This is a genomic window from Glycomyces terrestris, from assembly GCF_003933745.1.
GTDB lineage: Bacteria > Actinomycetota > Actinomycetes > Mycobacteriales > Micromonosporaceae > Glycomyces > Glycomyces terrestris.
This window is the reverse complement of sequence record NZ_RSEB01000001.1, coordinates 238,697-253,421: the sequence shown is the minus strand read 5'-3', so window position 1 is coordinate 253,421 and position 14,725 is coordinate 238,697. Positions and strand designations below refer to the sequence as shown.

12 protein-coding genes are annotated in these 14,725 nt (G+C 71.1%); 11 read left to right on the top strand and 1 reads right to left on the bottom strand.

The annotated features are described in order from the left end of the window. Window positions 1–214: 214 nt before the first annotated feature. From EIW28_RS01180 to EIW28_RS01150, 7 genes are all read left to right on the top strand, one after another. Window positions 215–1,114, top strand: coding sequence for an alpha/beta fold hydrolase (locus EIW28_RS01180; protein ID WP_125245895.1), 900 nt, complete (start codon window positions 215–217; stop codon window positions 1,112–1,114). After that, the gene (locus EIW28_RS01175; protein WP_125245894.1) at window positions 1,107–1,904 is read left to right on the top strand and encodes a hypothetical protein; all 798 of its coding nucleotides are present in this window, start codon (window positions 1,107–1,109) and stop codon (window positions 1,902–1,904) included. Before EIW28_RS01180 ends, EIW28_RS01175 begins: the two co-directional genes overlap by 8 nt. A 10-nt stretch (window positions 1,905–1,914) precedes the next feature. Beyond that, on the top strand, window positions 1,915–2,208 hold the full coding sequence (locus EIW28_RS01170; protein WP_125245893.1) for a hypothetical protein: 294 nt from the start codon (window positions 1,915–1,917) through the stop codon (window positions 2,206–2,208). Between the two features lie 33 nt (window positions 2,209–2,241). Beyond that, window positions 2,242–3,246 (top strand): hypothetical protein, encoded by a 1,005-nt coding sequence (locus EIW28_RS01165; protein WP_125245892.1) that lies wholly within the window; start codon window positions 2,242–2,244, stop codon window positions 3,244–3,246. Between the two features lie 19 nt (window positions 3,247–3,265). Further along, window positions 3,266–4,549, top strand: coding sequence for a hypothetical protein (locus EIW28_RS01160; RefSeq protein WP_125245891.1), 1,284 nt, complete (start codon window positions 3,266–3,268; stop codon window positions 4,547–4,549). Window positions 4,550–4,688: 139 nt separating this feature from the next. Beyond that, window positions 4,689–5,132 (top strand): YbaB/EbfC family nucleoid-associated protein, encoded by a 444-nt coding sequence (locus EIW28_RS01155; RefSeq protein WP_125245890.1) that lies wholly within the window; start codon window positions 4,689–4,691, stop codon window positions 5,130–5,132. Window positions 5,133–5,189: 57 nt separating this feature from the next. After that, window positions 5,190–5,507: a Na+/H+ antiporter NhaA gene (locus EIW28_RS01150; protein ID WP_125245889.1), complete on the top strand. Its 318-nt coding sequence runs from the start codon at window positions 5,190–5,192 to the stop codon at window positions 5,505–5,507. A 527-nt stretch (window positions 5,508–6,034) separates the two neighbouring features. Here the strand turns inward: EIW28_RS01150 and EIW28_RS01145 are convergent. Further along, window positions 6,035–6,937, bottom strand: coding sequence for a helix-turn-helix domain-containing protein (locus EIW28_RS01145; RefSeq protein ID WP_125245888.1), 903 nt, complete (start codon window positions 6,935–6,937; stop codon window positions 6,035–6,037). A 55-nt stretch (window positions 6,938–6,992) separates the two neighbouring features. On the opposite strand from EIW28_RS01145, the gene EIW28_RS01140 reads away from it, so the two are divergent. Genes EIW28_RS01140 through EIW28_RS01125 form a run of 4 tightly spaced genes read left to right on the top strand, consistent with a single transcriptional unit; the run spans window position 6,993 to window position 14,704 of the window. Then, on the top strand, window positions 6,993–10,340 hold the full coding sequence (locus EIW28_RS01140) for a DUF5107 domain-containing protein (protein WP_158630245.1): 3,348 nt from the start codon (window positions 6,993–6,995) through the stop codon (window positions 10,338–10,340). Window positions 10,341–10,371: 31 nt separating this feature from the next. Next, window positions 10,372–12,660 carry a beta-galactosidase gene (locus EIW28_RS25315; RefSeq protein ID WP_125245886.1) on the top strand — a complete coding sequence of 763 codons (2,289 nt, stop codon included), beginning with the start codon at window positions 10,372–10,374 and terminating at the stop codon, window positions 12,658–12,660. Beyond that, the gene (locus EIW28_RS01130) at window positions 12,657–13,979 is read left to right on the top strand and encodes an ABC transporter substrate-binding protein (protein WP_125245885.1); all 1,323 of its coding nucleotides are present in this window, start codon (window positions 12,657–12,659) and stop codon (window positions 13,977–13,979) included. Before EIW28_RS25315 ends, EIW28_RS01130 begins: the two co-directional genes overlap by 4 nt. Further along, window positions 13,976–14,704, top strand: a complete 729-nt coding sequence (locus tag EIW28_RS01125) for a carbohydrate ABC transporter permease (protein ID WP_197717008.1) — start codon at window positions 13,976–13,978, stop codon at window positions 14,702–14,704. The genes EIW28_RS01130 and EIW28_RS01125 overlap by 4 nt, the downstream gene beginning before the upstream one ends. Window positions 14,705–14,725 lie beyond the last annotated feature (21 nt).

The window sequence follows — 14,725 nt, the reverse complement described above, 5'->3', positions numbered from 1 at the left end:
CCCCGGCCGCCGCCGTGCCCGGCGTGCACGGCGGCGGCCCGCCGCAATTTCGCAGGCGACCGGCTGTCGCCAATCGACAGTCGTGAACGTCCGGGGTCGGGATCCGGAAGCGCGGATGGCCGGTTGGTTCCTGTGGGGTACGGTATGCCTTGGTGTGCCGGGAAGTCTGGTCGGCAAGGAATTGTTTCCTTCGACCGATCGGTGACCCTGCACGATGCGGAGCCTGTACAAGTCCGAACCCGGACGGCGCATCATCGCGCACTGGTGCCGGGCGCAGCTGGAGTCCTGGCCGGTAGCGCACCGCCGCAGCCTGGTCTCCGTGGACGGCGCACTGGCGCACGCCACCTTCCTCGGCACGGGCCCGGCACGCGTGGTGTTCGTCCCCGGCACCAACTTCAACGCCGCCACGTGCCTGGCAGTGGCCGAGACCCTCGCTTCCCGGTGGCCGACGATGGTCGTGGACCTGCCCGGTCAACCCGGTCTCGCCAGCGGCGAGCGCCCCGCCGCGCCCCTGCGCTCCTGGTACGGGTCGATGCTCGCCGGCGTCCTCGATGCGGTCGACGCCCGCGACGTCGTGGTGGTCGGCAACTCGCTGGGCGCGGCGGTCGCGCTCTCGTGCACCTCGGACCGCATCGCCGCCCGCGTCCTGTACTCGCCCGGCGGCATCATCCCGCTTCGCACCGACGCCCTGCTCCTGCGGCGCTCGCTCGCGTGGCTGCTGCGCCCTTCCGCGTCGCGGTCCCGTCGGCTGCTGGAGCTGTTCGTCGCCCCCGGAGCCGCGCCGTCGGCGTCCACGGTGGACTGGATGGAACTGGTCGCCCGGTACTGCAAGACCACGCTGGCGCCGCGGCCGCTGTCCCCCGAGCTGCTCGAGCGCTGGCGCGGCACCCCGCTGGTGGCGGCCGTCGGCGCCCATGACCGGTTCCTGCCACCGGACCGGCTCGCGCCGGCAGTCGAGTCCGCCCTGGGCACCCGATTGCGCATCCTGCCCGGGGTCGGACACCTGGCGGTGGAGGAACGTCCGGCGGACGTCCTCGCCCTGGTCGGGGAAGCCCTCGCCCTCTGCGCCGCCCGACCCTCTCCCAATCCCGAAAGGCCCCAGAACATTGACTGACAGCCAAAGCGCCGCACCCGCTTACACCAGCGGCTGCGGCAACGTGATCATCGAGGCCGCCGACACCGCGCCGGTGGTCAAGCTGAGCGCGGCAGCAGTGCGCATGCCGGTGCGCGAGCTCGCCGATCTGATCGCCTTCACCGCCCGGGACGCGGCCGACGCGATGCGCACCGACACCGCGAACCAGGAGGCCGGACTCGGCTCTGCCGCCGATGCGCTCGCGGAACTGAAGAACCTGCGCGACGGCATCCGATCCGAAGGACTGGAGGCGGTCATCCAGCGCAAGGGGGGCGAGTTCGGCGCCGAGGACGCCCTCCCCGCCGACGACCCCCGCGCGATGTCCCGCCTCGCCCTCAACCCGGGCGCGGTCTCGACCGCGAACCTGGACGCGGCCATCGCGATGCTCGAACGCTTCCAAACCACCCCAGGCGGGGCGCCCACCCCGCTCGAAGGCGACGCCGACGCCATGGTCGGCGTCGCCACCAGCGAGGACGGGCAGGTCACCGTCGAGGCCACCGGAACCTACCCGATCGCGCGACTCCTCCTGGGCCTGCACGCCAGGGAGATGGGGCCGGACCTGCTGGCCCAGCAGATCACCGCGACCGCCGAGCGCGCCGTCGCCAACCGCGACGAACGCCAGCGCGCGCACATCGACGCGGCCGGCCTCCCGTTGACGATGGAGCAGGTCGAGGGCCTGCCCGGCCAGATCGGCGACTACGCCCGCAAGGTCGCAGGCCAGGCCGCGTTCCTGCAGCAGGACTACCAACAGCAGATCCGCCGATTCAAGTGAGGACCGCCCCGTGACCAAAGCCGACCCGACCCAGATCCGCGCGCTCGGACAGAACATCCAGACCAAGGTCACCCCGACCCTGGAGGAGGCCAACGAGATCCTGCCGAACCTGCGCGGCATCGACCAGGCCCTGTACACCTCCGTGACCCCGGCGCTGGCCACCGTCTACACCACCGCCGTCTCCTACATGAACGAGATGGTCCAAGGCGCGGCCGAGTGCTTCCAGACCATGAACGCCGATCTCGACGGATGCGCCACCGCCTGGGAAGACGCCGACCAGGCCGCCGCCAACAACTTCAACTGACCCGCCCCACCCACACGCAAAGGATCCCAGCCAATGTCGATCGGCGCCCCCGACCCCAAGAGCTTCCAGGGCATGATGGACGCATTCGCGATGGTCGCCCCCGCCGCGGCCGTCGAAATCGTCCTGCCCGCCTTCACCTTCGGGCCCTCCTGCACCCAGATCGCCCGCATCATCTACATGAACCAGTGCAACCCCGGCCAGATCATGATGGTCGGCGCCTACTGGTTCCAGCTGGCCGAGAAGTACATCACCGGCGGCAAGGACCTCGAAGCCGAGGTCTCGGCGATGGACGCCGACGCGTGGGAGGGCGACGACTGCAACGCCTTCGTCGACCAGTCCGGCAAGGTCTCCATGCAGCTGTACACGATCGCGGCCTTCGCCATCCAGGTCGGACTGGGCCTGTTCACCATCGCCGCGCTCCTGGCGGTCATGGTCACCGCCTACGCCCTGTTGGCCACCGTCCTGATGGCGATGGCGCTCGTCTACTGGCCGCTCCAGGCGTTCCCGCTCACCGCCCCGGCCGCGGCCGCCGTTCGGACCGCGGCGATGACCATAGCCGCCACCGGCCTCGGCATCCTGAAGACCCTCGACGGCGCCCTCGAAGCGCTCGGCAACGGCCTCGCGGCGTTCATCGGCGGCGGGATGACCGGCTCGTGGGCGGTCCTGGCCTCCCAGGGCAACGTGGTCAACCCGGCCGAGATGGTCGGCCCCACCGCGTTCAACATCGCCAACGGCCTCGCCCAACTGGGCCTGCGCAACGCGCTCGCGCCCTCGGGAGGCAAGCACGTCGCCGGCGGGCTCGGCCACCTGTTCGTCGGCGGCCAGGGCGCCTACAACTTCGGACTCAACGCCAACGACCTCGCCGGCGACGGCGACGTCAACGGCGCCGAAGACCCTCGCGGGACCTACGGCGTCGACCCGGGCAACCTCGACTTCATCCCCTTCGTCGACACTCCCGAAGGCGAGCAGGAGCCGACCGGCACCTGGGAGAAGCCCAGCTGGGCCGACGACCAGGAGCCGAACTGGAGCGGCAGCTAGTGCGAGGGAACCGGTAGCCGTGGGTGCAGACGACCTGACCGCCCTCGGACTCGGTCTGGCCGCGATCGCCGTGCTGGTCACCTGGCCGGTGCTGCCCGGTCTGCGGCGCTTCTCGGGGTTCAAGACGTTCCCGCCGTTCAAGGGGTGGGCCGTACGGCCGCACCCTGATGCGGCCGTGCCGGTGCGGGCCGGACGACGCCTGAAACCGGGTGCAGCGGCCGGACGGGGACCGCACGCGGTCGTGGTGGTGCGCACCGCATGGCGCAATCAGGACTCCCGAGACGTCCACCCGTCGCTGCGGGTGAGCCGGCCCCTGGTCCCGGTCGTGAGCATCGACGGCGTGCCGGTCTCATGGGGGTGGGGCACGACTGAGATGACCGTCGATCCGGGCGACCACTTGATCGCGGTAGCCAGCAGCCACTCCCGCTGCTACCAGACGGTCGACCTCGAAGCCGGCGAGCGGCGCGAACTGGACTACGCGAGCATCATCGGCTCGACCGCGCACTGGTACGCCGAGGCCGGCGCCCAGATCAGAGACCTCACCGCGTTCGGGCCCCGGCGGCCCGGCCCCGGCGGCATCGGCGGATTCCACCTCGTCGCCGTGGGCGGGCTCGTCCTCGCCGCCGCGCTGACCGCCGTCGCTATCGCCAGTCCCGACCCGACTGCGGACCTCCTCGTCCCGGCCGTGATCTGGGGCGCGGCCGGACTGGGGCTCGGCATCGGCATCGTCGCCATCACCGCCTCCCTGATGCAGGAGGCGCGCGCGCGACGGATCGTCACCGCCGCCCCGCCGACCGGCGCTGCGCCGCTTGCGGTACGAGTCCTGGACGCCGACACCCCCGAGCGGCTCGCACCGGCACCCGGATGGGCCGGGCTCAACCTGCACCTGCGGTTCGAGATCGAGGCGCACCCCGAGCCCGCGCTCGCCGCCCTCGCCGGTGGGCGGAAGCCGGGCCCGCTGCAGCGGTGGCGGGCGATCAGGATCGGCGAACCCGAGCCGCCCGCCTGCCGGCCGTGGGTCCCGGCCCCGGAGGTGCTCCTCGACGGCGAACCGGTGGCCGCGAGCTGGACGCGCATGTGGATCCAGCTCGCCCCCGGAGCGCATGACCTGGTCGTGCGCACTGCGCCCGCACCGAGCCAGGTCGATGCTCGGACCGCGCTCGATCTGAGCGGGGCCGAGATCCGCAGGCGTTTCTCCGTCGACGCCGGGGGGACGTTCGACCTGCGATGCACGGCCGAAGTCGCCGCGCTCTCCGCGCACGACCGCCCCCGCCTCGCCGCCTTCCGCGCCCGATGGCGCTGACCTTCCCGGCCTGTGCGCGCGCTTCGGGGAGCGCGCCGCGGGCGACTACCGTTCACCGCGCGATTGCGGTCTCAACGACGAGACGACGCGGCCCGGCACCGCCGGGGCGTTCGCGCACCGCATTCTCCAAGGAGCCACCGTGAACCAGACCCCTGACAACGAGCCGACGCAGTCCGGGAGCGACCAGGCTGCCGATTTCGACCTCGCCGCTTTCATGAGCGGCTTCCGCGAGCAGATGGCGAAGCTCGAGGAGCAGTCGCTCCCGGTGCGGCACTTGATCGAGGCGACCAGCATCCGGGTCGAATCCGAGGGCGGCGAGGTGGCCTTGACCGTCACCGTCGGCGGCGACCTGGTCGGCATCGAGTTCCTCCCCGCTGCCGAGGATCTCGCGCCGGCCGATCTCGCCGAGGCGATCATGACCACGTACGAGCGCGCCAAGCACACCGCCCGCGAACGCTCCCCGGAGGTCCTCGGCCGATTCCTCGACCGCCAGGCCCGCACCATGGCCCAGGCCGAGGACCTGATCCGGCGGGCACAAGAGCGACGAGCCGGAACCGACGGCGAGACCCCTCCGGAGTCCTGACCCGAACCTGACAGGAATTCTGGCCCGAGGCTGTCGACCTGGAGAGGAGGTCGTTCGATGACGGGCGGGTCGGCGCACGCCAGCCGGAGCGCGTTCGAGCACGTCGTGCGGTATTACCGAGGGAACCGCGATTTCGCGGCGAGCGCGCTGTCGTTCGTCGAGCTCGGGATCACCGCCGCCACCTGGATCGCGGCGGTCGCGGGCATCGGGTTCACCGTCGCGCTGTTCATCACCGAGCTCGCCTTCCACAGCGGTGACGCGGCGCTGCTGACCGACGAGGCCAAGATCGGCGTCCTCGTCGGATCGGTGGCGGCGGCGCTCATCGGCGCGGCGATCGTCGCGACCACCGCACCGCGCAGGCGATCCGACGCCTGACCGATCCGTCACCGCAGGGCGTTGACGGATTCTTGACGGTATTCCTACGGCGCGCACTGCGGCCCCGATTCCAGCCTCCGGGTGTTGAATGACGTCGCTGACCTGCGCCTTCTTGCGTGCGGTCAGCGACGAGGCGTGGAGGGCCAGGCGGTGGGCGCCGTTATGGTCCAGTGGTGATGCGAGCGCTCCGACATCCCGCCCGACTGGTGCCGCTGGCGTTCCTGGTGTTCATCCTGATCGGCACCGCCCTCCTGGCCCTCCCGATCGCGACCGAGACCGGCGAAGCGGCCCAACCGCATGGAATTTCCTTGCGGCGGTGGCGCAGCACTGCGCTGCGGAGCGGGTCCGCCGTCGCCACCGCATCGGAATGGATGAATGCAGGCGCCGAAAGCGTAAGAGGACGTGGGGCGCTCAACCGACAACAATCGAGGTTCATCCATGCATCGAATTCAAATGTCCATGACCGTCAACCCGTGGGAAAGAGCCGGAAAGCGCGCCATCGAGTGCTGCGCGCGAGCCCCGGCAACTCATGTGCCGATGGGGCGGTTTCGGTAGGCGCTGGGGGTCATGCCGTGGACCCGAGTGAACTGGCGGGAGAAGTACATCGGGTCGTCGAAGCCGGCTTCGCGGGCGACCGCGGCGATGGGGAGGTCGGAGCCGTCGAGGAGTTCGCGGGCGCGGGTCATGCGCAGGTTGACCTGGAACTGGAGCGGTGAGACGCCGAGGTGGTCGCGGAACAGCGCCGTGAGCTGGGAGGCGCTGAGGCCGACCATCGAGGCCAGGGCGGTCACCGAGGTGCGGTGCGGGGTCGTGGCGCGGAGGTGGTCGACGGCGCGTTCGAGTGGGTTGAGGGTCGGGCCGGGGTTGCGGCGGCCGGTGGCGATCACCTGAGCGATCGCGTGCCAGGCGGCCCCTGAAGCCCTGGTCAGCGACGAGGTGGTCAGGCCCGATTCGAGGGCGTCGATCACCTGGGACACCAGGCTCGCCAAGGGCGCGGGGTCGCGCAGGTGGGTCACGCGTCCGCCCGCGGCCGAGTGCGCGGTGCGGACCAGGTCGGCCGCGTCGGCGCCGGTGAAGTGGAACCACCACAGCGTCCACGGGTCGGCCTTGGCCGCGCCGTACGCGTGGGGGCGGTCGGCGGGCAGCAGGACCACGCCGCCACGCGAGACCGTGAACTCGGCGCCCTCGGAGCGGCACCAGCCCTCACCGTCGGTGCAGACCAGCAGGATGTGCTGGCTCGCGCCGCGCGGGCGCGACCTGCCGTGCCGGGCGGCGTGGGGGAAGTAGCCGGCGTCGGTGACCAGCAGCTTGCCGGTCACCGGGTGGCGCAGCGCCTTCTCGGCCGTGGATCGCGGGATGACGAGCATGCGCTGGCCCGCGAAGCCGTCCCTAATGCCCTCCTGGTCGACCATCGTCGTCGATTCATCCATGTTCTCTAGTGAAATGACCATCGACACTGATGTCAAGTGTCCATACGCTCGATGCATGTCAACCGAAGAGTCCAAGATCGTGCTTCCCGACGCTCCCGCCGCGCTTGCTGAGCAGGCGGTCCGGGCATGGCGGGAGCCGGTCGTCATCGACACGTACGCGCCGGGTGCGCCCGACCGGTTCCCGGCCTACTTGGATCAGCGGGTCTACCAGGGTTCGAGCGGCGCGGTCTACCCGCTGCCGTTCATCGACGCGGTGTCGCGCGAGAAGACCCCGCGCGCCTGGGACGCGATCCACCTCGAGAACGAGTACGTGCGGCTGATGGTGCTTCCCGAGCTCGGTGGGCGAATCCACATCGGACTTGACAAGACTCGCGGCTACGACTTCTTCTACCGCAACGACGTCATCAAACCGGCACTGGTGGGCCTGGCCGGGCCGTGGGTCTCGGGCGGCGTCGAGTTCAACTGGCCCCAGCACCACCGCCCGGCCACGCACCTGCCGACCGAGGCGCTGATCGAGGCCGAGGAAGACGGCGCGGTCACCGTGTGGTGCTCCGACCACGACCCGTTCGCGCGCATGCAGGGCATGCACGGCATCCGGCTGCGGCCGTCGAGTTCACTCGTCGAACTGCGGGGCCGTCTGGTGAACCGCACCGATGACGTGCAGACGTTCCTGTGGTGGGCCAACGTCGCGGCCGAGGTCCACGACGACTACCAGTCGTTCTTCCCCACCGACGTGCACGTGGTCGCCGACCACGCCAAGCGCGCCACCACGAGCTTCCCCGCCGCGGATCGCTATTACGGCGTCGACTACCCGGCCCGCCGCACCGCGGACCGCCCCGACGGCGACTGGCTCGACTGGTACCGCAACATCCCCGTCCCCACGTCGTACATGTGCATCGGGACCGAGGACGACTTCTTCGGCGGCTACGACCACGCCGCAGGCGCCGGGTTCGTGCACTGGGCCGACCACCGGATCGCGCCGGGCAAGAAGCAGTGGACCTGGGGCAACGCCCCCTTCGGGTGGGCCTGGGACGACCATCTCACCGACACCGGCGGGCCGTATGTGGAGCTCATGGCCGGGGTCTTCACCGACAACCAGCCCGATTTCGCGTTCCTGGCGCCCGGTGAGACCAAGACGTTCTCGCAGTACTGGTACCCGATCCAGGACACCGGCCCGGTCCACCAAGCCACGTTGGATGCGGCGGTACGCCTCGATGTCGACGGCGGCCATGTGAGGATCGGCGCCGCCGTCACGGTACCGCGCCCCGGTTCGAAGGTCGTGCTCCGCGCCGCCGATCGGGTCGCCTACGAAGCCGAGGTCGACCTCGCCCCCGGCGCTCCCCACGTGCACGAACTCGACCTCGACGCCGTGTACGAGCCGACCGACCTCGTGTTGGCGGTCGAACAGGGCGGTGAAACCCTCGTGTCATGGCGTCCGCGGCCCGCACCGACCGAGCCGTCCACCACCGAACCCGCGACCGAACCGCCCGCACCCGCCGACATCGCCTCCGTCGACGAGCTCTACCAGACCGGCCTCCACCTGGACCAGTACCGCCACGCGACCCGCTCGCCCGAACCGTACTGGGAGGAGGCGCTGCGCCGTGACCCCGGCGACGCCCGCTGCAACACCGCACTCGCGGCACGCCGCCTGAAAGCCGGCCTCCTCGAGGAGGCCGAGACCCTGCTGCGCAAGGCGATCGAGCGGCTGACCAGGCGCAATCCCAACCCGCGCGACGGCGAGGCCCACTACCGGCTCGGACTCGTCCTCGCCCGCCAAGGCCGCACCTTCGAAGCCCGCGAGGCATTCGGGAAGGCCCAATGGGACCAAGCCTGGGCCGACGCCGCCGCCGTGGCGACCGCCCGGCTCGATCTGGCCGAGGGCCGCGACACCGAAGCCGCAACGGAACTGGCGGCAGTGATCGAACGCAGCCCCCGCCACGTCCAGGCGCGCAACCTCGCCGCCATCGCCGCGCTGAGGGCCGGAGACACTGCCGCGGCCGCCGAGCTCGTGCGCGGCACGATCGGTGACGACCCGCTCGATGCCTGGGCCCGCGACCTCGCAGTTCGCCTCGGGCTCGATGCGGCGCCGACCACCGATCCGACCATCGCGCTGGACGTCGCCCTCGAATACGGCTCCGTTCGCGAACATGCGGCTGCGATCGACCTCTTCGCGACCGCCGCGTCGCTGGACCCGGCCCCCGGCCAGACCAATGTCGCCCCGATCGCCTGGCTCCACCGCGCCGACCTCGAGTTCGAACGCGGCGACATCGAGGCCGCCGACCATGCGCTGCAACAGGTCCACGAACTCGACCGCACCTGGTGCTTCCCGTCCCATGCTGAAGACGACGCCCTCGCGCGCCTGCGGCAGCGGCGACCGGACGATCCGGTCCTGGCCGCGCTCGCCGGGCACCGCCTGTACGCGGCCGGCCGCCGCGAGGAGGCGATCGAAGCCTGGGAGACCGCGGCCGACACCGGTGACCCGGTGGTGCTCCGCAATCTCGGTGTCGCCGCCCACAACGTCCAAGGCGATCCCGAGCGGGCCGCGCACTGGTATGCGCTCGCCCGCGCCGCCGCGCCGGATGACGCGCGCCTGCTCTACGAGTTCGACCAGCTCGACGGCCGCCGCGGCCGCACGCCTCGGGAGCGCATCGCCTCGCTCGAGGAACGGCGCGACCTCGTCGACCAGCGCGACGACCTGTCGGTCCAGTTCGCCGAGCTGCTGACCGCCACGGGCCGGGCCGAGGATGCCGTCAGCGTGCTCGCGGGACGCCGGTTCCAGCCGTGGGAAGGCGGTGAAGGCCGCGTCCTCGCCGCCTGGGAGGACGCCCACCTCACCCTCGCCCGCGCAGCCCTCGCGTCCGGCGACCCGCAGCGCGCCGTCGTCCACGCCCGCGCGGCCCTGGACCCGCCCCGCGGCCTCGGCGAGGCCCGGCACCCGCTCGCCAACACCGCCGGCCTCCATCTCGTCCTCGGCGACGCGCTCGCAGCGGCGGGGGAGGACCTCGCCGCCCGCGAATCCTGGGAGCAGGCCGCCGCGCAGGAAGGCGACTTCCAGGGCATGCAGGTCCAGCCCCACTCCGAGCACACCGCCGCCGCGGTCACCGCGCTGCGCCGCCTCGGCAAGCACGACGCCGCAACCGCGTTGCGGGACGACCTCGAGCGGTACCTCCGCGAGCAGGCCGCGACAGTCGCGACGATCGACTACTTCGCGACCTCGCTGCCGACGATGCTGCTGTTCACCGTCGACGTCCAGGCCGTGCACGACACGCGCGTGCTCGTCCTCCGCGCCCAGCTCGCGCACCTCGACGGCGACACTGATCGAGCCGCCGGCGTGGCGCGCCGCGCCCTCGACCGCGACCCCCTCAACCCCTACGCCCGCATCATCGCCCTGCCGAACCCGTGACACCGAACCCGAACTCGCTCAAAGGAGAGACATGAACGCCCACGAACTGCGGGTCCACCAGCCCGAGCCGCCGCTGCGGGGCCACCTGCCCTTCGGTGAACCCGAAGGCGCGCCCGACCGGATCGAGGTCACCAGCCGCTGGTTCGAACGCGGCGGCCGGCCGTGGATGCCGATCACCGGCGAGATCCACTACTCCCGCATCCCGCGCGAACGCTGGAGCGAAGTCCTCGGCCACGCCCGCGCCGGTGGCCTCGACTCGGTCGCCACGTACGTGTTCTGGACCGTCCACGAGCCCGAGCCCGGCCGCTTCGACTGGAGCGGCAACCGCGACCTGCGGGCCTTCATCGAGCTCGCCGGCGCGCACGGCCTCGACGTGATCGTCCGCATGGGGCCTTGGGGTCACGGCGAGTACCGCTACGGCGGCTTCCCCGACTGGCTCATCGAGCGTGGCGACGTCCGCACCAGGACGAACGACCCGGCCTACCTCGACCTTGTGCGCCCGCTCTATGCGCAGATCATCGCCCAGCTCGAGGGCCTGACGCACGCTGAAGGCGGCCCGATCATCGGCGCGCAGGTCGACAACGAGCTGTACGACCAGCCCGACCACCTCGCCAAGCTCCGCGAGATCGCCGAGGAGCTGGGTCTGCGCGTGCCGTTCTGGACCGCCACCGGCTGGGGCGGCGCGCAGGTTCCCGAGACGCTGCTGCCGCTCTACAGCGCCTACTCCGAGGGCTTCTGGGAGGACTCGACCGTCGAGTGGCCCGCGTTCGCGCCCTTCCACTTCCGCTACTCCGAGGTCCGCGACGACCTCACCGTGGGCGCGGACCTGCGCGAAGCGCTCGACGGGATCAGCACCGATTCGACAGAGCCGCTCAAGCACGACGACCGGACCCCGTTCGCCACCTGCGAACTCGGCGGCGGCATGCACGTGGCCTACCACCGCCGCCCGCTCGTGTCGCCCGAGGACGTCGCCAACCTCGCGCTCGCCAAGATCGGCTCCGGCTCGGCCTGGCAGGGCTACTACATGTACGCCGGCGGCACCCAGCGCACCGGACCCCATGGGACCGAACAGGAATCGCACGCCACCGGCTACCCCAACGACGTGCCCGCCCTGACCTACGACTTCCACGCGCCCATCGGCGAGCACGGCCAGATCCGCCCTCACCACCACTACCTGCGCCGCCAGCACCTCTGGCTTCAGGCAGACGGCCGCCGGATCGCGACCATGGCCTCCATTGTGGGCGGCGGCAGCGACGACCCCGAGGAGCTGCGCTGGGCCGTCCGCTCCGACGGCCGCAGCGGGTACCTCTTCGCCACCACCTACCAACCGCCCAAGCGGCCCGTCGCCGCCCAGCCCGGCGTCCAGTTCACCGTCCACTTCGAAGACGCCGAAATCACCGTCCCGACCGTGCCGGTCAACCTCCCCGAGGGCGTCTCGGTGGCCTGGCCGCTGCGCTACGCCCTCACCGACGACCTCGAACTGCGCAGCGCCACCGCGCAACTGCTCACGCGTCTCGACGATCTCGTGGTCCTCGCCGCGACCGAAGGCGTCCCGGTCGAGCTCGTCCTCGGCGACGGCACGATCGTCGACCTGCCCGTCCCGCCCGGCCCCGACTGCTTCATCGACCTCCACGGCGTCCGCCTCCTGATCCTGGACGACGCGAGCGCCAACCGCCTCTACAAGCTCCCGTTCGCGGGCCGCGACCGCCTCGTCCTCGCCGACGCCCCGGTCTACGTCGAGAACGGCGACCTCGTCGTCCACCCCGAGACCGAGCGCACTGCGATCGCGATGCTCCCCGCTCCGGGCCCGCTCGAAGCCGAAGGCGCCGAACTGGAACACACCGCAGGCGGCGACTGGTCGACCTGGGTCCTCACCACGCCGAGCACCGGCCCCGTTCCCGTCACGGTCCCTGACATCGGGCCCGCCACCGCTCCTGAACCCCGCCTTGGCGGCCCGATGGACCGGCTCAGCGCGCCCACCGACTACTCCGGCGCCGCCAACGTCCACATCGACATCCCCGACTTCGGCGGCCCCGACCGGGCGCTGCTGCGGATCGACTGGACCGGCGACACCGGCCGCGCCCACATCGGGGACGCATTCGTCAGCGACCACTTCTGGCACGGCCGCGTCTGGGACATCGACCTCAGCGCGCACCGTGAAGCCGTCGCCGAGCACGGTGTGCGCCTTGAACTCCTGCCGTGGCGCCGCGCCACCGGCGTCTGGGTCGACCCCTCGGTCCGCGACGTCCCCGACGGCATCGAGATCCGTTCGGCCACGATCGTCCGCGTCGGCAAGGTCCGCATCAAGGAGGACCAGTGACGGGCCTCGATCGAAGGCGCCTCCTCCGACTCGCCGGGACCACCGGTCTCGGGGCCGGGGCGCTCGCCGCCTGCGCCTCCGGTGCGGAAGGCGACCCGATCGCCTCGGGCCCGGTCACGCTCGACCTGTGGACTCACGACCCCGGCTACGTCACGTACTTCACCAGCGCCGCGACCGATCCGGCCATCACCGGCGACAGCGCCTGGAAGTACTCGATCGCGACCACCTCGACCTCGCCGGCCGACGTGGTCTCCCGCACCATCAACCAGGCCGTCGCGCAGCGTCCACTGCCGAACCTCACCGGTCTGGTCATCGACCAGTTCCCGAGGGTGATGCGCTCGGGGATCGCCGAGAACCTGTTCGTCGACCTCACCGACGTCGCCGCCCGATTCGGGGACGGACTGCTCAAGACCCAGCCGTACACCGTCGACGGCCGCGTCTATGCGATCGAATCGGACAACTCGATCTCGGTGATGTGGTACCGCGCGGATCGCTTCGCGGACCTCGGCATCCCCGAGGACGTGGCGACCTGGGAGGACCTGCTGGCGATCGGCGCCGAGATCGCCGCCGACACCGGCGAGGCGATCGGCATGGTCTCCAACGGCGACAACGGCGCCATCGTCAACGGCTTCACCCAGATGCTCCTCCAGCGCGGCGGGAGCCTCTACGACGCCTCCGGCGAACTCGCGGTCCTCTCCGAGGAGTCCGTGGAAGTCCTCGCCCTGATGGCCGAAGGCGTGCGCACCGGCGCGCTGCTGTCCATCGCCGACCCGTACGGGAGCGCAGCGGCCGCCGCGATCAAGGACGGCCGGCTCATCGGCACGGTCATGCCCAACTGGTACAAGGTCTACGGACTCGAAGCGAACGCTCCCGATCAGGCCGGGCTGTGGCGTGCCCGCACCATCCCGAGGTTCGCCTCCGGCGGCCACATCGCCTCCACCCTCGGCGGCACCGCGTTCGCGGTGCTGAAGGACCAGGCCGAGACCGACGCCGCACTCGACTTCCTCGAACGCGCCTACCTCACGCCGGAAGGCCAGCTGGCCCGCTACGGGTTCGGCGGCTACCTGCCGACCCTCGTCGACCTCTACGACGCGCCCGAGTTCCAGGAGATCACCGACCCGTTCCTGGGAGACCAGCGAGTCTTCGAGGTGTACGCCGCCGCCGCGAACGACATGCCGCTGTTCTACCAGGCCGCCGACGCCTCGCTGCTGCGCGACAGCCTCGGCGGCCCGATCCTGCGCGCCGTCAACGGCGAGATCGACCCCGAGGCCGCGCTCCGCGAAGGGCTGCGCGCGTACGAAAGGCAGGTCGCCGAATGAGCAGCCGAACCGCCGCCCTCAAGCCCGGCAGGACCCTTTGGGCGCCCTACCTCTTCGTCTCGCCGTTCTTCGTCCTGTTCAGCCTGTTCATGCTCGTGCCCATCGCTGCGGGGATCTACCTGAGCCTGACCCGGTGGGCCGGCCTGGGCTCGCCCGAGTACATCGGCATCGACAACTACACGCGCTTGTTCCGCGACCCCAGTTTCGCTGCGGCACTGGGCAACACCGCGATCTACACCGTGTTCGCGCTCGTCGTCGTGCTGCCCGTCTCGCTGCTGATCGCCCAGGCGCTCAACGCCCGCGGCCTGAAGCTGCGCGACTTCTTCCGCTTGACCTACTTCATGCCCGTGGTGCTCTCGCCCATCATCGTCGCCCTCGTGTTCGGACTGGTCTTCGACGGCGAGTACGGCCTCGTCAACGCCGTCCTCGAGGCCCTGTTCGGGTTCGGCGGCGTCTCGTGGCTGACCGACCCCTTCTGGGCCCGCGTCGTGGTGGTGATCCTGGTGCTGTGGCGCTGGACGGGCTACCTGACCATCTTCTTCCTCGCCGGCATGCAGGCCATCCCGCGCGAGATGCACGAAGCCGCCGAAGTGGACGGCGCCGGGCCGGTGCGCCGGTTCTTCTCGGTCACACTGCCGCAGCTCAAGCCGATCACCGCGTTCATCGCCGTCACCATGCTCGTCAACACCGCGCAGATCTTCGAAGAACCGTTCCTGCTCACCTAGGGCGGACCCGGCGAATCCACC

Bases quoted from the DNA above. Each gene is read 5' to 3' on its own strand.
- EIW28_RS01140 (WP_158630245.1), top strand. From the start codon at position 6,993: ATGTCAACCGAAGAGTCCAAGATCGTGCTTCCCGACGCTCCCGCCGCG.
- EIW28_RS01150 (WP_125245889.1), top strand. From the start codon at position 5,190: ATGACGGGCGGGTCGGCGCACGCCAGCCGGAGCGCGTTCGAGCACGTC.
- EIW28_RS01165 (WP_125245892.1), top strand. From the start codon at position 2,242: ATGTCGATCGGCGCCCCCGACCCCAAGAGCTTCCAGGGCATGATGGAC.
- EIW28_RS01125 (WP_197717008.1), top strand. From the start codon at position 13,976: ATGAGCAGCCGAACCGCCGCCCTCAAGCCCGGCAGGACCCTTTGGGCG.
- EIW28_RS25315 (WP_125245886.1), top strand. From the start codon at position 10,372: ATGAACGCCCACGAACTGCGGGTCCACCAGCCCGAGCCGCCGCTGCGG.
- EIW28_RS01180 (WP_125245895.1), top strand. From the start codon at position 215: ATGCGGAGCCTGTACAAGTCCGAACCCGGACGGCGCATCATCGCGCAC.
- EIW28_RS01145 (WP_125245888.1), bottom strand. From the start codon at position 6,937: ATGGATGAATCGACGACGATGGTCGACCAGGAGGGCATTAGGGACGGC.